We start from the raw sequence: 18,244 nt of genomic DNA on the forward strand, positions 1-18,244 counted from the left end.
TAATGAGAGTTTTTAAATTTGGCGATAATATAGATACAGATTTAATCATAGCCGCAAGATATTTAAATACAAGTGATGAAAAAGTATTGGCTAGTTATGTTATGGAAGATGCTAGACCTGGATTTTTTAAAGAAATTAAAGAAAATGATTGCATAGTTGCAGGAGAGAATTTTGGCTGTGGTTCTAGTCGTGAGCACGCACCAATTGCTATTAAAGCTGCAAATATTAAATGTGTAATCGCAAAAACTTATGCGAGAATTTTTTATAGAAACGCATACAATACTGGACTTTTAATATTAGAGTGCAACGATACTGATAAAATTGCAGAAAATGATGAATTAGATATAGATATTACAAATGGAATTATTAAAAATATCACAAAAAACGAAAGCTATAAAATAAATCCAATCCCTGTATTTATGCAAGAATTATTAAATGCAGGTGGTTTGATTGAATACGCTAGTAAGGTTGCAAAATGAATAAAATTTGTGTAATTAAAGGCGATGGAATAGGCCCTGAAATAATCAATGAAGCTATAAGAGTTTTAAAAGTAGTTCGCCCTGATTTAGAATATACTGAATGCTTAATGGGTGGAGCTGCGATTGATGAGGTTGGAGTTCCTTTACCACAAGAAACTATTGATGTAGCATTAAATTCTAATGCAGTTTTATTTGGTGCAATTGGTGGAGAAAAATGGGATAAGCTAGAACGCCATTTAAGACCTGAGAGTGGATTATTAGCACTTAGAAAAGCTTTAGGAGTATTTGCAAATCTTCGTCCTGCTTTTGTATATGATGGACTTGAAGAGCTTAGCACTATTAAAGCTAGTGTTGTAAAAGGCGTTGATTTACTTGTAGTAAGAGAATTAACGGGTGGAATTTATTTTGGACAACCTAGAGAAAAACTAGCAGATAGAGCTTATAATACAATGGTTTATACTCGTGATGAGATAATTAGAATTGCAAAAATTGGTTTTGAAAGTGCAATGAAACGCCGCAAAAAATTATGTATGGTAGATAAGGCTAATGTGCTTGAAACTTCAGCTTTATGGAGAGAAGTTTGCGATGAGTTGGCTGTAAATTATCCTGAAGTTGAGTTAAGCTATATGTATGTAGATAATGCTGCTATGCAACTTATTAAAAATCCAAAGCAATTTGATGTGATTTTAACAGAGAATTTATTTGGAGATATTTTAAGTGATGAAGCTAGTATGGTAGTTGGCTCAATCGGATTACTTGCAAGTGCTAGTATAGGTGGAAAAGTTGGACTTTATGAGCCAATTCACGGAAGTGCTCCTGATATTGCTGGTCAAGGCATAGCAAATCCAATTGCTACGATTTTGAGTGCTGCTATGATGTTAAGATTTGCATTAAACGATGAAGTATCAGCATCAAAAATAGAAAACGCAGTAAAAAGAGTAATAAGCGAAGGCTATGGATGTGCTGATTTAGCTAATGCAAAAATTAAATTAAATACCCAAGAAATGGGCGAATTAGTAGCGAAGTATTGCTAATGCAAACAATTACCGCAGCAAAGATTTATGAAGAACAAGGGCTAAGAGAAGAAGCCCTTGAAATATATAAAAATATTTTAAAGCGTGATAAAAACAATCAAGCAGCTAAAGAAGGTATTTATAGATTAAGTGGTGCTAAGGTGCATAAACTTGAGCTTAATTTATTAATGTATGATTTTTTTATGAATGCTAAAAGCGAACAAGAATATAATGAGTTTAAAAGGTGGCTAATAAATATATGAATAATGAAGAATTATCACAAATGATTGATAGATTATCTCAAGTAGCAGCAGAAGAGATTAAAAAAGAATATGAAAAAACTGAAGAAGAGCAAATAAATGAAGTAAAAGCAGTAAATGAAATCAGTAGCGAAGAAGAGATAATAGCTAAGATTGAAGATATTCAAAGAGCTAAAGAAACTACTAGCACAGCTATGCTATCAACTTATGAAAAGCAATATTTATTGAAAATTAAAGAAAGAATTTTAGTTCTTTTTGAAGCTTTAAACACTAAGCAAAATGAAGAAGATTTACAAAAAAGATTAGAAATAACAATATCTTTTATTGAATTTTTACTAGCAAGTATTGAAGAGCGTTTAAAAAATTAATGCTTCCTTGGGATGATGAGACTTTTTTAACAATACAATTAATTTTATCAAAATACACAAAAAGAGCTTATTTTGTGGGTGGTTGTGTTAGAGATATTTATCTAAGTAATAATACAAATGATTATGATATAGAGATTTATGATGTAAGTCCTAGTAAAATGGAGCAGATTGCTAAAGAATTAAACGCTTTAGGTGTAGGCAAAAGTTTTTTTGTATATAAAAAAGCAAATTATGATTTAGCACTTGCAAGAACAGAGAAAAAAACAGGCGATTTACATACGGATTTTCGTGTAAAAGTTGAAACAAGCATATACAAAGGCTCGCTTAGAAGAGATTTTCGTATGAATACAATAATGATTAATATTTTTACACAAGAAATAATAGACTTACATAAAGGCATACGAGATTGTAAAAAAAAGCTAATTAGAATAGTGAATTATTATACATTCAAAGAAGATTCGCTAAGGCTTTTAAGATTTATTCAATTTATCGCAAGATTTAAGCTAAAGACTAAGAAAAAGGATTTAAGGTATCTAAAAAAAATTGATATTTCAAACCTTAGCAAGGATAGAATTTATAATGAATTAATAAAATTATTTGAAGCAAAATACCCTGAAATTGGGCTTTATTATTTGTATAAACTAAATTTATTTGAAAAATGTTTCGGTTTTAGTGTTAGCAAATATGAATTTTTTGCTGTTTTAAAAAAGATTAAAGATAATAAGAATTTAGTTTGTAAGGAAAAAAGATTTGCTTTAATGTTTTTTTATTTTATTGATTATTTTAATATATATTATCAATTTATGCCTTATAAAAAAATGCTTTTCTTTTTAACAAAAGAGCCAAATTTTAATGATTTAAATGACTATAATTTATGTAAAATTGCTATTAAAATGCCACTTAGAGAGTGGCTTGGGCTAAATAAGGATATTGTAAAACGAGCTAAAGAATTAGGAATTTATAATGACAAAATAAAAGTCGTATATGAAAATATTAGCTCAAAAGAAGAAGCACTAATATGCGAAGAAAAAGCCATTAAGGAGTATATGAAAAATGTTTAATATAGTTTTAGTTGAGCCAAGAATTGCAGGAAATGTAGGGACAATAGGTAGAATGTGCTATAACTTAGGTTTTAAATTACATCTTGTTGGACCTCATTTTTTGGACTTTTCAAGCAAAAAGATTATGCACGCAGGTCTTGATTATTGGGATAAACTTGAGCCGATTTTTTGGGATAATGCAAAGGATTTTTTAGCTAATAATGATATTGCTAAAATGAAATTCGCTAGCACAAAATCAAAAAATCCTTATTTTAACGCTAGTTTTAATGAAGGAGATTTCATAGTGTTTGGAAGTGAGAGTTTTGGTTTGCCACAGCCTGAAATTAAAGAGATTTTAAGCAATGAAAATACCTTTTTAATACCTATGAAAAGTTATGGCAGGTCGCTTAATCTAGCTCAAAGCGTTGCGTTTTTAAGCTCGGAAGCCTTAAGGCAGAATTTTAAAAATTTTAGTATTTAGTATTTATCTAGTTACTACTAACTAGATAAATTATTTTTTCTAAACAAAAGCAAAGAATTAAATACCACAACAAGCGATGAAATACTCATAAGCATAGCACAAAGTGCAGGATTTAAATGCAAATTAATCTCGCTAAAAACCCCACAAGCTAGAGCAATTCCTATGAAATTATAAAAAAACGATATGAATAAATTTTGCTTAATCTTACTATAAGCTTTATCAAAAATCTCAAAAAGTTTTATGATTTTAATCAAATCATTTTTTAGCAATATCGCATCGGCTTTATTTTTAGCAATTGCATTTGCGTTGCTAAATGATATACCAAAATTAGCCGTTCTTAATGCCTTAATATCATTAGCCCCGTCCCCAATAAATACGCTTTTTGCGTTTAAATTCTTTATTATCGCAGCTTTATTTTCAGGTGTAACTCTAAAATAATATTCGCTAATTTCTAGTTTGCTTGCTAGATTTTCTACTCTTTCTTTACTATCTCCGCTAATTATTATTATTCTTTTATTGAGTGATTTTAAAAAGCTAATTAATTCTTTTGCATTTTCGTTAATTTCGTTTTCTAGAGTAATTTTGCCTAAATACAAATCATTTTTATAGCATAAAAACTCATTTTCGCAAGGTTTTATTTCTACTTTTAAATTCTCATCAGTATAAATTAAAGAATTATCCTTTAAAGCACAAGTTCCATTTAAATCTAAAAAATCAGTAAAATTATTCGTAATACTCTTAGCTATTGGGTGATTTTGAGTATTTTCAATACTTGCAATTAGCCTAAAATCAGCTTCACTTAAATCGTGTGATATTTTTTGCACGGAATTTGTAAGTGTGCCTGTTTTATCAAAAACAAAGCATTCTATATCTTTTATTGAGTTAATTAGCTCTGGATTTTTTAAAATTATTCCTTCTTTAAAGCATAAATTAATGCAAATTACTATTACCATAGGAATTGCAAGTCCTAAGGCACATGGACACGAGATTAACAACACACTACTAACATAAAAAAACACTTTAGAAGAATCTATAAAATACCAAGCAAGTCCTGTAATACTAGCAATTATACAAATTATTAATACAAAATATTTGCTAATCTTATCAACTAATTTAAAGGCTTTTAAATCCTTATTATTAGCTTTCATTGCTTCATCTTTAAGCTTTTCAAGTGAGCTTTCATAATAAGTGCTAGTTGCTTTTATCTTTAATAATTCGCCCTTATTAATGCTACCTGCATAAACTAATTCTCCTATTTTTTTGCTTAGACTAAAGCTTTCTCCACTAATAACGCTCTCATCAATTAAGGCTTCATTTAGACATATTCCATCTACTAAGATTTCTTCGCCGTTTTTAATAAGTAGCTCATCATCTTTATTTATTTGATTTGCTTTTATTATTTTATTGTTTGCTAGGGTTATTGTAGGGATTTTGCTTGGTGTGATTAAAGAATTTGCTTTAGCTTTTGCTTTATTTTCAATAAATTTTCCAAGCCTAATCACAAAGCAGACAAAAGTGCTTTCAAAAAAGAAATGATGATGAATACTAAAAAATGAATAAAAATAATTAATGCTAATTCCAAGCACTACAAGTAAATCCATTCCATAGCTTTTATGAAATATTACTCTTTTATAAAAATCAAGCGAAAGTAAAATAGCCAAACTTGCAAAAACACAAGAGAATAAAAAGCTAAAATCAATAAAAGTTAAAACACTAAAAATCGCTAAAAAAATTAGCCTAATGCCTTCGTAAGTTTTTTTTGCATTTATTTTTTCTAAGCTTACTTCAAAGCCTAGTTTTTTGATAGCAAAAATTAGCTTTTCACTATCAAAATCATCATTTACACTAAATTCTCCAAATTTATTGATAAAATCAACCCTTGCATCTATTACGCCTAATTTTAAGGCTTCTTGTTTGATTGAATTAGCACAATTTACACAATGCATTCCGTTAATAAAAAGCCTTATATTTTTCATACTAATTTACCTAATCTAAATCCTAATTCTAAAAGCTCATCTTCAAATTCTTCTTTATTCGCATTTATAAAAATATATTTTAAATCATCACTAAAAGTAATTGTTCCGAAATCTTCTTCTAAAGCATTTTTTATCTTATTTACACAATGATTGCAATTTACATTAAAAATCTCATATTTTTTCATTTTATCTCCTTTAAAAAATGTAGCTTTCCCCATCATCTGGGATTAAAACTCTATCGTTTAAATTATTCTTATTTACAAATTCTTTTAAAGCTTTTCTAGTTAAAATACAATGATTAATAGCTTCTAAATGAACGGCTATTATCTTGCTAGTTGATATTTTAGCAATATTTTTAATATCGTTTTCATTCATAATAATACTATCATCAAATCCTAAAACCATAGCATTTCCAGCATTTACAATAACAATATCATAATTTTGTTTTAAAGTATTTTCAACATCTTTTGTTAAAACACTATCTCCTATTAAATAAACACTTTTGCAATCTTTTGCACTAAAAATAACTCCCATAGTATCACCTAAAAGCCTTGCTAATTCTTCGTTTTTATATATTTCTTCGCTTCCGTGTTTTGCTTTAGTTTTTGTTAGTTTTACTCCTTGAAATTCTAAAGTATCGCTTAAAATCTCAAGATTTTTAAATCCTAAATCTTTAAAATAATTATAATCTTGATTATCTTGAACGAAAACTTTAATATTTTTATCTAATTTTTTACAGGTATACTCATCTATATGGTCTAAATGATTATGAGTAATTATTACAGCATTTACATCATTTATAATTTCTTCAAAACTAAATGGCAAATCCACTAAAGGATTTCTTAAATGTGAATTATAAGTATTTGCAAAACCTTCATAAGTGCCTTTTGGTGCTAACATAGGGTCTATTAAAAAACACACATTATTTATAGTGATTTTTACACAAGCACTTCTAATTAATTGAACTTTTGTATTCATAAAATCTCCTTAAATTAAATTAAAGGATAGATATTATCTTTTTTAAAAATAATTGTAAATTACTTACTTTTTCGTATGTATGATAAGCTTTTTTCATTTAAAGCATTAAATAATTTCTTTTCTTTTAAAACTTCAATGCCTATTTCTTGAAAAATAATAATTGCTTTTAACATTTGCTTTCCACGATTTGTTAAAAAATATTCTACTTTTAGCGGATAGCCATCATAAGTTATTTTATCTACTAAGCCATTTTCTCTTAATTGATTTAGGTGTTCAAGAAGCATTTTTTGACTAATTCCAATTATATCTTTTTGTAATTTTGATAAAGAAGAATTACCTAAACTTAATTGAAAAATGATTATGCTTTTCCATTTTCCATTTATCATATTTGCAGCTATTTGCAAAGGACAGGTTACATTATTCATATTTATTTGCATAAAAACTCCTTATACTTACAAATTCGTAAGTAATTTACATTTACTTAAATATGAATTATAATCATAAAAATTAAAAAGGATTAAAGTTATCCTAAAACTCAATTTAAAGGAAAAACAATGACTTGCACCTATCAAGACTTAATTCATAAACCAATAAAACAACATTCAAACAATCATTCTTGTAATCACTCACACCATAACCACTCCCATAATAATTCTAATCACTCACAAGAACACCACGACCATTCTCATACTCATTCTTATGATTTTACTAAGAATAAAAAAGCATTATTATTAAGCTTTATAGTAACTTTTGTAGTAATGTTTGCTGAATTAATTTATGGGTATTTAGCTAATTCTTTAGCATTAATTAGTGATGCACTTCATATGATAACACACGCTTTTGCATTGATAATAAGTTTTATTGCACTAATATTTATTAATAAACAAGATAGTAAAAAAACTTATGGATATTATAGAAGCGAAATAATAGCTGCTTTTATAAATGCTATTATGATAGCTATATTTACTATATTTATCATCTATGAAGCTATTGAAAAACTATTAAACCCAAGTAAAATAGATATAAAGACTATGCTTATAGTATCTTGCTTTGGACTTGTAGCAAATATAATTAGTGCTTTATTATTAATGAAAGCTGATACAAGTAATTTAAATATTAAATCAAGTCTAATTCATATGCTAAGTGATTTACTTAGTTCTGTTGCAATTATTATTGGTGGGATTATTGTTTATTATACTGATTTTTATTTTATTGATTCAATACTAGCTTTATTAATAGCTTTAGTAATTGCTAAGTGGTCTATATCATTATTTAAACAAAGCTTAGATATTTTACTTGAGAGTTCATTCATTGAGATTAGTGAAGTAAAAGAATTTATATTAAAGCAAGATTTAAATATAAAAGATATTCACGATATACACATTCATTCAATCTCTCAAGATTATCATATACTAACAGCTCATATAATCTTAGATGATTTAAATGAGTTTAAAAGTGTTTTACAAAAGCTTAATGCTTTACTTAAGAATAAGTTTAATATACATCATATTACTATTCAGCCAGAAATTAGCGAATAATTAGGAATTAACTTCCTAATTATTCTTCAATTAATTCTTTTTCGCCTTTTTTACGAGCTGCTATGATTAATGGAACTCCGCTTAAATCATAGTGCTTTCTTAATACATTTTGTAAATAGCGTTTGTAAGAAAAATGAAGTGCTTTTGGTCTATTCATTACAAGTGCTATTTTTGGTGGTGCAACGCTATATTGAGTAGCGTAATAAATCTTAACAAGTTTGCCTTTATCGTGTGGCAATGGATGAGCTAGACAAGCTTCTTCTATGATTTGATTTAGTTTTGAAGTTTGGATTTTTTGAATGTAGTTTGAATGCACTTTTAAGATTAAATCTAAAAGATTTTTAATACGCTTTTTACTAAGTGCTGAAACGCTAATAATAGGTGCATAGGCTAAGAATTTAAATCTATCAAGCCTTAAATGTTTGCAAACTTCATCAAATTCTTTATCACTCTTACCACATAAATCCCATTTATTTAAAACTATAATCACGCCTAAATAATTCTTACCTAAAAGCCCAGCTATTCTTTCATCAAGCTCGTTAAATCCTTCAGCAGCGTCTAATACAAGCAAGGCGATTTGAGAGTTTTCTAGCATTTTTTCGGTGCGATTTAGAGCGTATTTTTCTATACCTAAAATTTTACTTCTTCTTCTAATTCCTGCGGTATCAATAAATTCAAGCGTTTTGCCATTATATTCAATACTTTCATTTACAGGGTCAATTGTTGTTCCTGCAATGCTACTTACAACACATCTTTCATCATTTACAAGTGCGTTTAAAAGTGAGCTTTTACCTACATTTACACGCCCTAAAATTGAGATTTTTATATGATTTTCATCAATTTCGCTAACTTCGTTAATGCCTTCTTCATCATATTCACCAGCTATATTTTCATCTAAGAAATCTTCTAAGCTAAGCTCTGAATTATCAGGCACGAAAGTATCACGCAAATGTGAGCTTAAAAAATCATTTAATTCATCAATCCCCGTTGCGTGAGATACGCTTATATTAAATACATTTTTAAATCCAAAACGAGTAAATTCCAAGCTTCTTTCTTCATCTTTTTTACTATCTACTTTATTAATTACTAAAGCTGTTGGTTTTTTAAGCTTTAATAAATCATAAAAATAAGCCCTATCATCATCATTTGCACCCAATTTACAATCTACCATATAAACGATTATATCAGCGTCTTTTGCTTCTTTTAAGGTGTTCTTTTTAACATTTTGAAATAATTCATCTTTATCATCAAGCCCACCACTATCTACTAAAATAGCCTTTTTTCCATTAATATCAACTATTTTTCTATTAGTATCTCTAGTAGTGCCACTAATATCAGAAGTTATCGCTAAGCGTTCTTTTGCCAAGCGATTAAATAGTGAGCTTTTGCCAACATTTGGCTTTCCTATTAACATTATTTTTTGCATATATATCCTTTATTAAAAAAGCTCATTTTAGCTATTATTGTTTAAGTCCTAGCAAAGTATCTAACATTTTATCAACCGTTGTGATGATTTTAGCACTTGCACCAAAACTTGCTTGATATTTCATAAGATTACTTAATTCTTCGTTCATATCAACACCACTTACTGATTGAAATTCTGCTGTTACATTAGCCAAGATAGCTTCGTTTGTTTTGTATAAAGTATTATTGTTTTCTGCACGACTTGCTATATCTGTTGTTAAAGACCTATAAAATCCTTCAAAAGTAGCTTGAGTGCTTTCTCCTTTAGTATCATAAAAATCAATTTTATTATATTGAAGTTGATTGATTGCATTTGCTACATCGTTATTTCCATCAGCACCAGAACTACTTGCTCTAAGTAAAGTTGGGTCGTGTCTTAGGCTAGTATCTACATTTATATTGCTACCATTAGTGCCTTCAAAGAATTTCCCAAGACCAAAAATTCCAGGAAAATTAGTGCCATGATCTTCTACGCCTACTTTAAATCCATCTAGTTTAGGAATAAGACTAAAAATACCACTATCTTTTGTTTCATCATAAGAATAATCAGCTAAAAAATAATCATCAAAATCGTTTAAATTGTTATTATCATTATTATCATCTGTATTAGAATTAATTTTTTCTAATAAACTAGAACTTCTTACTCCACCTGTCATTGATGTGCTTGTATCAAGAGTGATTGTTTTTCTTGCTACTTCTTGACCATTATCGTTATATACGATTAAATCAAATGTGCCTGTTTTTAATCTATTATCTGCATTCATAATAATATCATCACTCTTTAGATGAGACATTTCATTTGATAATATTTGCTTTTGAGCTGCTCTTGAGTAGATATTGTTTGTTTCTGTAATCATAGTTTTTGCAAAAGAATCAAGATTGTTTATATAATCTTGCAAAATACCATCATCAAATCCATTAGTTTGGGTATTAAACTCACGACCCCTTAAATCAAGTTGAGCTCCTAATTGTCCCCCACTTAATTTAGAAGTTAAATCAGCAGTAGTTCCATCTTGAAGCTCATAATAAATCCTTTGAAAAGGGCTTCCTGCAGCAACACTATCTATTCTTAATGGATGAAATGTTGTCCCATCAACTATAGAAAAACCTTCAATATTTAAATGATAATCTATGCTCCCATCTTTTACATTTGTATCAAATGAAGCATTTTGTTCTAAATTCTCTTTAAAAACTGATGATTTAACGAGTTTTGAAAGTCTTAATTCTAATTCATCTCTTTTATCTCTTAAATCATTTGCCATAGAATCACCAGCGCTCTCACTTGCTGCTATTTGAGCATTAATTGTAGAAATATCCTTACCAATTCTATTTATTTCTTCAATAGTTAAAACTACATCATCATTTACTGATTTTTGCATTTTAAACATATCATCTCTAGTAGCTTTTATATCTTTTGCAAGGGTTGTTGCTACTTGAACTAGATTTATTTTTGTAGCACCATCAGCAGGGTTGCTAGCATAATTATTCCAAGCTTTTTGATAAGCTTGTAAATCATTTAAAATTCCAACATCTTTTAAATCAGGAAATCTTTGTGCTGCTTCTTCAAGTTTTGTTTTTAGATATTTAGTATGTTCAAAATTATTTGTATTATCACGCATTTTTGTGAAAACATACTCATCGTGAATTCTTACAATCTTATCAACCTTAGTTCCAAGTCCAATATCACCAGCTGGCACATGTAAAGCATCTGCTGCTGATTGAACCACTCTTTGCCTAGTATAATAAGGATTGTTTGCATTTGTAATGTTATGTCCTGTTGTAGATATTTGAACTTGTGCAGCTCCAAGACCACTTACACCTGTATTTAGTGTTGAAAATATACTCATAATTAACCTTTAAAACTTTAACTTGATTTAAGCTTGTTAGCAAAATATATTCCATATCGTAAAAATTTTATTAATCTTTATATTTATTTGAAATTCTTTTTTTGGATATTGATTTAAAAAATATTTTTTAATAACTTATATTAAAATTAAAAACTTATAATCCAACATTAAAATATTTATTAAAGGAAGAAATATGAAAATAATGGTAATTCAAGGACCAAATTTAAATATGTTAGGTCAAAGAGACCCTAGAATTTATGGAACTATGACTATGGCTCAAATACATGAACAAATGAGTATAGCTGCTAAAGAAAGCAATGTTGATATAGAGTTTTATCAAAGCAATTATGAAGGCGAAATAATTGATAAAATTCAAGAGTGTGTAGGAACTTGTGATGCAATTATTATAAATGCTGGTGGATATACTCATACATCAATTGCGATTGCTGATGCAATAGCAGCTACTAGAATGCCTGTAGTTGAAGTTCATATTAGCAATATTTATGCTAGAGAAGAATTTAGAGCTAAGAGTTTCTTAAGTCCTGTTTGTGCTGGAACAATTAGTGGTTTTGGACCATTTAGTTATCATTTAGCATTACTTAGTGCTATTCAAATGGTTCAACAGCAAAGAGCATTTATAGCAGCTCAAGAAGAAGCACTAAAAGCAAATAACGCTTAATGCCAAATATCAAGATAAATGAAGCGAGATATTTTAAAAGGATTAAGTATTATCCGTATTTTAGTAAGGATAATAAAGCTTATAAATATTTAGCTTTAATTTCTCTTGGTAGTAATATAGAGCCTGAGTGTGAAAGATTTGTAAGATTATTTAAAAAATTAAAATCTGATAGAAGATTTAAGATTATTCAAACTTCAGCATTATTAATAAATGAAGCTTTTGGGTATAAAGAGCAAAAAGATTTTACAAATGCTTTAATGTTTGTTAAAACAAGTCTTCACGCAAGAGAGCTTTTAAAAGTTTTACAACACTATGAAAATATTTTTCATAGGACAAGAAGTTTTAAAAATGCACCTAGAACTCTTGATTTAGATATTGTTTATTTTAGTGAAAAAACATATTGCGATAAGAGATTAGTATTACCACATTATGGTGCAGAAGATAGGATTAGTATAACTTTAGTATTAGGAACAATGTAAGGAAAAAATATGGCAATTAGGCAAGATAGTTTTAGAGTAGAAAAAGGACAAGATTATTTAGCTTATGTTAGAGATTATTATGGAGATGAAGCTGAAATAGTTGCTGTAACTCAAGTAGAAGGAAGAACTCCAACAAGCCCTGCTATGGTAGAAGTAGTTGTAGCTATTAATGATACAAAAGAAAAAAAGCAACCAATTGTAAATAAAAGAGCAGCGTTACACTACGAAAATAGCTTAAAAGAATTTAAAAGCGATAATTTTGATAGAAAAATAGCTATAGAAAATAAGCAAAATCAAAATGAAAATAAACCACTTAATCAAGATTTAAATTCTAAAAAAGAATTATCTAGATTAAAGTTTAATCCTAATTCTAGCAATAAGTCAAAAGATGATAAGCAATTATTAAATGAGTTAAATAGCAAAGTAGATTATTTAATGAGTATGAGATGGGGAGAACTTGCTCCTGCTAGAAATAATCTTGAAATTCCACCTGAGTTTGCATTAATTTATGATAAAGCAAAAAAAAGTGATATGTTACAAACTCATTTAGATGAAATTATGAGAGCAACTCTTAAAAATATGCCAAAAGCTTTATTGAGTAATAAAGAAGCAATTACTAGATATTTTACAACCTTACTTAAGAGTATGATACCTTGCAGAGTTGATGCACCTATTAGAAAACAAAAAATAATTATGTTAGTTGGCCCAACAGGGGTTGGCAAGACTACAACATTAGCTAAGCTAGCTTATAGATACGCATACGGAAGCAAAAGATACAAAACTGCTATAGTTTCACTTGATAATTTTAGACTAGGTGCTAAAGAGCAATTAGCTGAATATGCTAGGACTATGAGATTACCAATTGCATTTGTATCAACCGAAGAAGATTTACATAAAAACCTTGAGACTTTAAGTGGTTATGATGTGGTTTTAATAGATTCAACCGGTAATTCTCAATATGATAAAACAAAAATTGAAAAATTAGAAAGTTATTTAAAGGCTAGTGAGAGTGAAATTGAAGTTGCATTAGTATTAAATGCAGGTATGAAGTATGATGATATGGAAGAGACTTTTAATGCTTTTAATGCTTTAAATATTGATACTTTAATACTTACAAAATTTGATGAAACTAGAGCTTTTGGTAATATTTTTTCATTAATTTTTAATATTAAAAAACCTGTTTCGTTTTTTTCAATAGGTCAGAATGTTCCTGATGATATTTTAGTAGCTAATAGCGAGTATTTAATTAAATGCGTTTTAGATGGATTTAAAGGATAAATTATGCAAACACAAGCTGATAAATTAAATGAGCTTATGAAAAATGAGCATAAAGTAAATAAGAAAAATACAAAATTTATTGCAATTACAAGTGGTAAAGGTGGGGTTGGCAAAAGCACAATAAGTGCTAATATTGCTAATTTACTTGCAAATGATGGATATAAAGTAGGTCTTTTTGATGCTGATATTGGTCTTGCAAATCTTGATGTAATTTTAAATGTGAAAATAGGTAAAAATTTATTACATGTTTTAAAAGGAGAATGTAAGCTAGCTGATATTATCAAACAAGTAAAACCGAATTTAAAACTAATCCCAGGTGATAGTGGTGGAGAGATTTTAAAATACAATAATTCAAGTTATTTTGACGCTTTTTTAGAAGATGCTGAATTATTAGAAGATTTAGACTTTTTGATAATTGATACTGGTGCTGGTATTGGTGGAACTACTTTACATTTTTTAGAAATTGCTGATGAAGTTATTGTTGTAACTACACCTGATCCTGCTGCAATTACTGACGCTTATGCTACTATTAAAGTTACTTCTGATGTAAGAAATGATTTTTTAATGCTTTTTAATGTGGTAAAAAGCGAAAAAGAAGCACTAGATTTATTTACAAATATTTCAAAAGTTGCATCAGCAAATATTAAAAATAATCCTGAATTAAAATATTTAGGATACTTAGAAAGCTCTGCTTATGTTATTGATTGTATTAAAAGTAGAGTTTTATTTTCTCAAAGTTCGTCAAGAGAAACTAATCAATTAAAAAAAGCTACTAATAATCTTTTATCAAGATTGGAACGAAATGTGCTTAAAGATTCTGATTCAGGAAATATAAAAAGCTTTTTTAAGAGATTAATTGATAGGATTTAAGGTATATGAGAACGGATAATTATATTGCTTTTGTTACAGTTTGTGGATTTTTTATAGGTTTTATTTGTGCTGTATTTAAGATTGATGATCCGTTTATGATGATAGGTTTTACCTTATTTACTACTTTTGTTTTTTATATTTTAATTCACCTTGTTGTTCTTAATTTTGTTGATGCAAAGAAATTAGGTAGTAGGAATTTTGATAAATTTGCTTATGAAAATACCACAAATCATTTCATAAAAGAGCTTGAAATTAGAGAAAATAGAATGGATAAGATTATTCAGAGTGTAGAAAGTGAATTAGAAATTATCAAAAAGCAAACAAAACCTGCAAGGAAATATAATGCAAAAGCGGCTTAATGCGTATGCAAGTGCTTTAAGAAATGCTCAAGATGAATTAGCTGTTAAATATCAACCAGCATTAAGAGCTATGGCATTTAGATTAAAAGAACGCTTGCCTGCTAGTGTTGATGTTAATGATTTAATAGGTGTTGGGACTGAAGAATTAATCAAATTAGCAAGACGCTATGATGATTTACAAAATGATAATTTTTGGGGATATGCTAGAAAAAGAGTATATGGTTCTATGCTTGATTTTTTAAGAAGTCTTGATACTTTAAGCAGAAGCAATAGAAAAATTGTAAAAGATATAGAAAAAATAATAAATGATTATATAAATGATTTTGATGAAGAACCAAGTGATGAGTATTTAGCAAGTGAATTAGGTATAGATATAGATAAGATTAAAGAAGCAAGATTAGCACAATCAATTAGCTATATCGTTCCATTAGATGAACAATTACAAGTATTAAGCGATGAAGACGCTAATGAAAGACTTGATAAAGAAAATTTATTAGAAAAAATTACCGAAGTTTTAGAAGAATTAAATGAAAGAGAACAATTGATTATTCAGTTATATTTTTATGAAGAGCTTAGTTTAAAAGAAATTAGTGAAATTTTGCAAATTAGCGAATCAAGAGTATCGCAGTTGCAAAGTAGGGTAATTAATACATTAAGAAAAAGGCTAATTGATGGCTGATATTTTATCTCAAGAAGAAATAGACGCACTTTTAAATTCCGTTGATTCAGCCGATAGTGTCCCTGAAGTAAAGAAAGAAAACGATGAAAGGCAAATCATAATATATGATTTTAAGCGTCCAAATCGTGTTAGTAAAGAGCAACTTCGTGCAGTAAAAGGAATTCATGATAAATTAGCAAGAAGCCTTGCTACTCAAATTTCTCAAATGATGAGAAGTATGGTGGAAATAAAGCTACATTCAGTTGACCAGATGACTTATGGTGAGTTTTTGATGTCTTTACCAAATCCTACTAGCTTTAATGTTTTTTCAATCAAGCCTTTAGATGGAACTTGTGTTTTAGAGATAAATCCTAGTATTGCCTTTCCTATGATTGATAAGTTATTAGGCGGAGCTGGAGAAGGAAGTGAAAAAAATAGAGAATTAACAGATATTGAGATTAACTTACTTGATAGTATTTTAAGAATTATGATGGGTAGGCTTAAAGAAAGCTGGTCAATAATTACTGATATGTATCCTAGCGTAGAAGCTAAAGAAAGTAGCCCAAGTGTAGTCCAAATTGTAAGCCAAAACGAAATAGTAATAATGGTTGTAATGGAGCTTACTATAGGTAATAATAGCGGTATGATTAATATTTGTTATCCTGTAATTTATTTAGAACCAATTTTAGGTCGTTTAGCAAATCGTGATGTAATGCTAGGCGAAACAAGTGCTAAAAAAAGTAGAAATAAAGAAATCAAAACCTTAGTAGGTCGTGCTGATATGGTCTATGAAGTGATTTTAGGTAAGGCTTTTATTAGTGTAGAAGAATTTTTAGGACTTGAGAATGGAAATATTATTAAGTTAAATAGAAATGCTGATGATAAAGCTATTGTGAGCGTTGATGGAAAAGATGTATTTTTAGCTCAATTTGGTATTCATAGATACCAAAAATCAATTAAGATTTTAGATTTAATTAAAACTGATAAAGATGAGGTTAAAAACATACTTGAAGCTTACGAACTAGAGCGTAAAACAAAGGCTGCAGAATTTGATAAAGTAGTAGAAATTCAAGAAGAATTGTCAATGGAAGATGAGGAAAAATTAGATGATTGATGAGTTTTTAGGTTTATTTGTAAATGAATGTATTGCCACTATTGAAGGGCTTACAGGAAAAAGTGCTAGATTTAGTGAATATAGTGAGTTTGATATTAAAAACAATGCCTTAAAACCACCTATTTTAAAAGCTGTTTTTAAAAGCGAAGATAAAGAATTTGCATTTTTATCAAGTCCTGTTTTAATGAGTGCGATTTCTGAATGGATGATGGGTGAAGAAGAAATCTCAATGAATGAGAATTTAGGCACAGATGAGCTTGACGCTAGCAAAGAAGCAATTAGCAATATATTTTCAGCATTTTCAACTTCATTAAATGCACAAAAAGATTTACCTAAGTTTAATTTTAGCTTAGAAAAATGTGAGTTTTTGACTGATGAGTGTGATTTATCTAAGTTTTATAAAATTTATTTTTATGATGTAAATATCAATGATTTAAATGAGCAAATAAGTCTTGCTATCAATGAAAAAGCTTATAAGCTTTTAAATCCTAATTCAAATTCTACAAAAGAAAGTGAAGTAAGTGCGCCTAAAATGGATTTGGGTGAGTTAAAAAATATTAATTTAATAATGGATGTAAAGCTTCCGATTAGAGTTAGAATTGGTAGTAAAAAAATGCTTTTAAAAGATGTTTTAACAATGGATATAGGTTCTGTTATTGAGCTTGACCAATTAGCAAATGACCCTTTAGAAATCTTAGTTGGGGATAAATGTTTTGCTGAAGGAGAAGTTGTTATTGTTGATGGAAATTTTGGTGTTCAAATTACTAAAATCGGAGATAAAAAAGAAAGGTTAGAAAGTCTTAGATGAAATCAGTTACAATTTTTGGCTCGGCTAGATTTGATGAAAATAATAAATATTATAAAGACGCTTTTGAATTAAGTGAAGTTCTAGCAAAGAACGGCTATAGCATTACTACAGGTGGTGGCGGTGGTATTATGCACGCTGCTAATAAAGCTGCTTTTTTAGTTGGCGGGGTTGAGAGTATTGGTATTAATATAAAATTACCAATGGAACAAAGATTAAATGAATATTGCACTAAATCTATTGAATTTAGCGATTTATCTTTAAGAAAAAAAGCCTTAATGCAAAATGATGTAATGATAGTTTGTGCTGGTGGATACGGAACTTTAGATGAATTATTTGAAGTTTTAACCTTAGCTCAAACAAAATTAAGAAATTATAAAATCATTTTATATAACGAAGAATTTTTTAAACCATTAGTTGATTTTTTTAAAAATACACTTTTAAATTCCGGTGCAATTGATGAGAGTTCTTTAAATATTTTTAGCATAGCAAATACACCTAGTGAAGTTTTAGACTTAATAAAATAATTTTTTTACCGATATACCCTAAAGATTATTA

At 28.4% G+C, this 18,244-nt stretch carries 22 protein-coding genes; 16 read left to right on the forward strand and 6 right to left on the reverse strand.

Annotated features, from left to right (window positions below; translation table 11 throughout):
• Positions 1–2: 2 nt before the first annotated feature.
• The 6 genes from AVBRAN_RS03130 to AVBRAN_RS03155 are packed head-to-tail and all read left to right on the forward strand — an operon-like array spanning position 3 to position 3,641.
• The gene (locus AVBRAN_RS03130) at positions 3–479 is read left to right on the forward strand and encodes a 3-isopropylmalate dehydratase small subunit (protein ID WP_214117845.1); all 477 of its coding nucleotides are present in this window, start codon (positions 3–5) and stop codon (positions 477–479) included.
• Positions 476–1,513 carry a 3-isopropylmalate dehydrogenase gene (leuB, locus tag AVBRAN_RS03135; RefSeq protein ID WP_239803531.1) on the forward strand — a complete coding sequence of 346 codons (1,038 nt, stop codon included), beginning with the start codon at positions 476–478 and terminating at the stop codon, positions 1,511–1,513. The genes AVBRAN_RS03130 and leuB overlap by 4 nt, the downstream gene beginning before the upstream one ends.
• Positions 1,513–1,755, forward strand: a complete 243-nt coding sequence (locus tag AVBRAN_RS03140) for a hypothetical protein (RefSeq protein ID WP_214117843.1) — start codon at positions 1,513–1,515, stop codon at positions 1,753–1,755. The genes leuB and AVBRAN_RS03140 overlap by 1 nt, the downstream gene beginning before the upstream one ends.
• Entirely contained in the window at positions 1,752–2,120 is a 369-nt protein-coding gene (locus tag AVBRAN_RS03145; RefSeq protein ID WP_214117842.1) for a hypothetical protein, read from the forward strand. Before AVBRAN_RS03140 ends, AVBRAN_RS03145 begins: the two co-directional genes overlap by 4 nt.
• Entirely contained in the window at positions 2,120–3,181 is a 1,062-nt protein-coding gene (locus AVBRAN_RS03150; protein WP_239803532.1) for a CCA tRNA nucleotidyltransferase, read from the forward strand. The genes AVBRAN_RS03145 and AVBRAN_RS03150 overlap by 1 nt, the downstream gene beginning before the upstream one ends.
• Entirely contained in the window at positions 3,174–3,641 is a 468-nt protein-coding gene (locus AVBRAN_RS03155) for a TrmH family RNA methyltransferase (protein ID WP_214150474.1), read from the forward strand. The genes AVBRAN_RS03150 and AVBRAN_RS03155 overlap by 8 nt, the downstream gene beginning before the upstream one ends.
• A gap of 17 nt (positions 3,642–3,658) precedes the next feature.
• On the opposite strand, the gene AVBRAN_RS03160 is transcribed toward AVBRAN_RS03155, so the two are convergent.
• From AVBRAN_RS03160 to AVBRAN_RS03175, 4 genes are read right to left on the reverse strand one after another with little or no spacing between them, the layout of a single operon-like run.
• Positions 3,659–5,617: a cation-translocating P-type ATPase gene (locus tag AVBRAN_RS03160; RefSeq protein ID WP_239803533.1), complete on the reverse strand. Its 1,959-nt coding sequence runs from the start codon at positions 5,615–5,617 to the stop codon at positions 3,659–3,661.
• A complete protein-coding gene (locus tag AVBRAN_RS03165) occupies positions 5,614–5,802 on the reverse strand; it encodes a heavy metal transport/detoxification protein (protein WP_239803534.1) in 189 nt (62 codons plus the stop codon). The genes AVBRAN_RS03160 and AVBRAN_RS03165 overlap by 4 nt, the downstream gene beginning before the upstream one ends.
• A gap of 10 nt (positions 5,803–5,812) precedes the next feature.
• Positions 5,813–6,595 carry an MBL fold metallo-hydrolase gene (locus tag AVBRAN_RS03170; protein ID WP_214150471.1) on the reverse strand — a complete coding sequence of 261 codons (783 nt, stop codon included), beginning with the start codon at positions 6,593–6,595 and terminating at the stop codon, positions 5,813–5,815.
• Between the two features lie 59 nt (positions 6,596–6,654).
• Entirely contained in the window at positions 6,655–7,032 is a 378-nt protein-coding gene (locus AVBRAN_RS03175; protein WP_239803535.1) for a helix-turn-helix domain-containing protein, read from the reverse strand.
• A gap of 117 nt (positions 7,033–7,149) precedes the next feature.
• Between AVBRAN_RS03175 and AVBRAN_RS03180 the strand changes: the two genes are divergently transcribed.
• Positions 7,150–8,133, forward strand: coding sequence for a cation diffusion facilitator family transporter (locus AVBRAN_RS03180; RefSeq protein WP_239803536.1), 984 nt, complete (start codon positions 7,150–7,152; stop codon positions 8,131–8,133).
• Between the two features lie 19 nt (positions 8,134–8,152).
• On the opposite strand, the gene der is transcribed toward AVBRAN_RS03180, so the two are convergent.
• Entirely contained in the window at positions 8,153–9,559 is a 1,407-nt protein-coding gene (gene der, locus AVBRAN_RS03185; protein WP_239803537.1) for a ribosome biogenesis GTPase Der, read from the reverse strand.
• A 34-nt stretch (positions 9,560–9,593) separates the two neighbouring features.
• A complete protein-coding gene (gene flgK / locus AVBRAN_RS03190; RefSeq protein ID WP_239803538.1) occupies positions 9,594–11,444 on the reverse strand; it encodes a flagellar hook-associated protein FlgK in 1,851 nt (616 codons plus the stop codon).
• A gap of 193 nt (positions 11,445–11,637) precedes the next feature.
• Between flgK and aroQ the strand changes: the two genes are divergently transcribed.
• Genes aroQ through AVBRAN_RS03235 form a run of 9 tightly spaced genes read left to right on the forward strand, consistent with a single transcriptional unit; the run spans position 11,638 to position 18,213 of the window.
• Positions 11,638–12,123 carry a type II 3-dehydroquinate dehydratase gene (gene aroQ, locus AVBRAN_RS03195; protein WP_214117276.1) on the forward strand — a complete coding sequence of 162 codons (486 nt, stop codon included), beginning with the start codon at positions 11,638–11,640 and terminating at the stop codon, positions 12,121–12,123.
• A complete protein-coding gene (gene folK, locus AVBRAN_RS03200) occupies positions 12,123–12,602 on the forward strand; it encodes a 2-amino-4-hydroxy-6-hydroxymethyldihydropteridine diphosphokinase (RefSeq protein ID WP_214117274.1) in 480 nt (159 codons plus the stop codon). Before aroQ ends, folK begins: the two co-directional genes overlap by 1 nt.
• A 9-nt stretch (positions 12,603–12,611) precedes the next feature.
• Complete coding sequence (flhF, locus tag AVBRAN_RS03205) at positions 12,612–13,880, forward strand: flagellar biosynthesis protein FlhF (protein ID WP_239803539.1); 1,269 nt, start codon at positions 12,612–12,614, stop codon at positions 13,878–13,880.
• Between the two features lie 3 nt (positions 13,881–13,883).
• Positions 13,884–14,750: a P-loop NTPase gene (locus tag AVBRAN_RS03210; protein ID WP_214117271.1), complete on the forward strand. Its 867-nt coding sequence runs from the start codon at positions 13,884–13,886 to the stop codon at positions 14,748–14,750.
• 5 nt (positions 14,751–14,755) lie between these two features.
• Positions 14,756–15,109 carry a hypothetical protein gene (locus AVBRAN_RS03215; RefSeq protein ID WP_214149799.1) on the forward strand — a complete coding sequence of 118 codons (354 nt, stop codon included), beginning with the start codon at positions 14,756–14,758 and terminating at the stop codon, positions 15,107–15,109.
• Positions 15,090–15,788: an RNA polymerase sigma factor FliA gene (locus AVBRAN_RS03220; protein WP_214117293.1), complete on the forward strand. Its 699-nt coding sequence runs from the start codon at positions 15,090–15,092 to the stop codon at positions 15,786–15,788. The genes AVBRAN_RS03215 and AVBRAN_RS03220 overlap by 20 nt, the downstream gene beginning before the upstream one ends.
• Positions 15,781–16,881, forward strand: coding sequence for a flagellar motor switch protein FliM (gene fliM, locus AVBRAN_RS03225; RefSeq protein ID WP_214117268.1), 1,101 nt, complete (start codon positions 15,781–15,783; stop codon positions 16,879–16,881). Before AVBRAN_RS03220 ends, fliM begins: the two co-directional genes overlap by 8 nt.
• Entirely contained in the window at positions 16,874–17,689 is an 816-nt protein-coding gene (fliY, locus tag AVBRAN_RS03230) for a flagellar motor switch protein FliY (RefSeq protein WP_214117267.1), read from the forward strand. Before fliM ends, fliY begins: the two co-directional genes overlap by 8 nt.
• Positions 17,686–18,213 (forward strand): TIGR00730 family Rossman fold protein, encoded by a 528-nt coding sequence (locus tag AVBRAN_RS03235; RefSeq protein ID WP_214117266.1) that lies wholly within the window; start codon positions 17,686–17,688, stop codon positions 18,211–18,213. The genes fliY and AVBRAN_RS03235 overlap by 4 nt, the downstream gene beginning before the upstream one ends.
• Positions 18,214–18,244 lie beyond the last annotated feature (31 nt).

The sequence above is a fragment of the Campylobacter sp. RM12651 genome (assembly GCF_022369475.1).
Lineage (GTDB): Bacteria > Campylobacterota > Campylobacteria > Campylobacterales > Campylobacteraceae > Campylobacter_E.

Coding starts and splice junctions, on each gene's coding strand:
- AVBRAN_RS03130 (WP_214117845.1), top strand. CDS start 3: ATGAGAGTTTTTAAATTTGGCGATAATATAGATACAGATTTAATCATA.
- leuB (WP_239803531.1), top strand. CDS start 476: ATGAATAAAATTTGTGTAATTAAAGGCGATGGAATAGGCCCTGAAATA.
- AVBRAN_RS03140 (WP_214117843.1), top strand. CDS start 1,513: ATGCAAACAATTACCGCAGCAAAGATTTATGAAGAACAAGGGCTAAGA.
- AVBRAN_RS03145 (WP_214117842.1), top strand. CDS start 1,752: ATGAATAATGAAGAATTATCACAAATGATTGATAGATTATCTCAAGTA.
- AVBRAN_RS03150 (WP_239803532.1), top strand. CDS start 2,120: ATGCTTCCTTGGGATGATGAGACTTTTTTAACAATACAATTAATTTTA.
- AVBRAN_RS03155 (WP_214150474.1), top strand. CDS start 3,174: ATGTTTAATATAGTTTTAGTTGAGCCAAGAATTGCAGGAAATGTAGGG.
- AVBRAN_RS03160 (WP_239803533.1), bottom strand. CDS start 5,617: ATGAAAAATATAAGGCTTTTTATTAACGGAATGCATTGTGTAAATTGT.
- AVBRAN_RS03165 (WP_239803534.1), bottom strand. CDS start 5,802: ATGAAAAAATATGAGATTTTTAATGTAAATTGCAATCATTGTGTAAAT.
- AVBRAN_RS03170 (WP_214150471.1), bottom strand. CDS start 6,595: ATGAATACAAAAGTTCAATTAATTAGAAGTGCTTGTGTAAAAATCACT.
- AVBRAN_RS03175 (WP_239803535.1), bottom strand. CDS start 7,032: ATGCAAATAAATATGAATAATGTAACCTGTCCTTTGCAAATAGCTGCA.
- AVBRAN_RS03180 (WP_239803536.1), top strand. CDS start 7,150: ATGACTTGCACCTATCAAGACTTAATTCATAAACCAATAAAACAACAT.
- der (WP_239803537.1), bottom strand. CDS start 9,559: ATGCAAAAAATAATGTTAATAGGAAAGCCAAATGTTGGCAAAAGCTCA.
- flgK (WP_239803538.1), bottom strand. CDS start 11,444: ATGAGTATATTTTCAACACTAAATACAGGTGTAAGTGGTCTTGGAGCT.
- aroQ (WP_214117276.1), top strand. CDS start 11,638: ATGAAAATAATGGTAATTCAAGGACCAAATTTAAATATGTTAGGTCAA.
- folK (WP_214117274.1), top strand. CDS start 12,123: ATGCCAAATATCAAGATAAATGAAGCGAGATATTTTAAAAGGATTAAG.
- flhF (WP_239803539.1), top strand. CDS start 12,612: ATGGCAATTAGGCAAGATAGTTTTAGAGTAGAAAAAGGACAAGATTAT.
- AVBRAN_RS03210 (WP_214117271.1), top strand. CDS start 13,884: ATGCAAACACAAGCTGATAAATTAAATGAGCTTATGAAAAATGAGCAT.
- AVBRAN_RS03215 (WP_214149799.1), top strand. CDS start 14,756: ATGAGAACGGATAATTATATTGCTTTTGTTACAGTTTGTGGATTTTTT.
- fliM (WP_214117268.1), top strand. CDS start 15,781: ATGGCTGATATTTTATCTCAAGAAGAAATAGACGCACTTTTAAATTCC.
- fliY (WP_214117267.1), top strand. CDS start 16,874: ATGATTGATGAGTTTTTAGGTTTATTTGTAAATGAATGTATTGCCACT.
- AVBRAN_RS03235 (WP_214117266.1), top strand. CDS start 17,686: ATGAAATCAGTTACAATTTTTGGCTCGGCTAGATTTGATGAAAATAAT.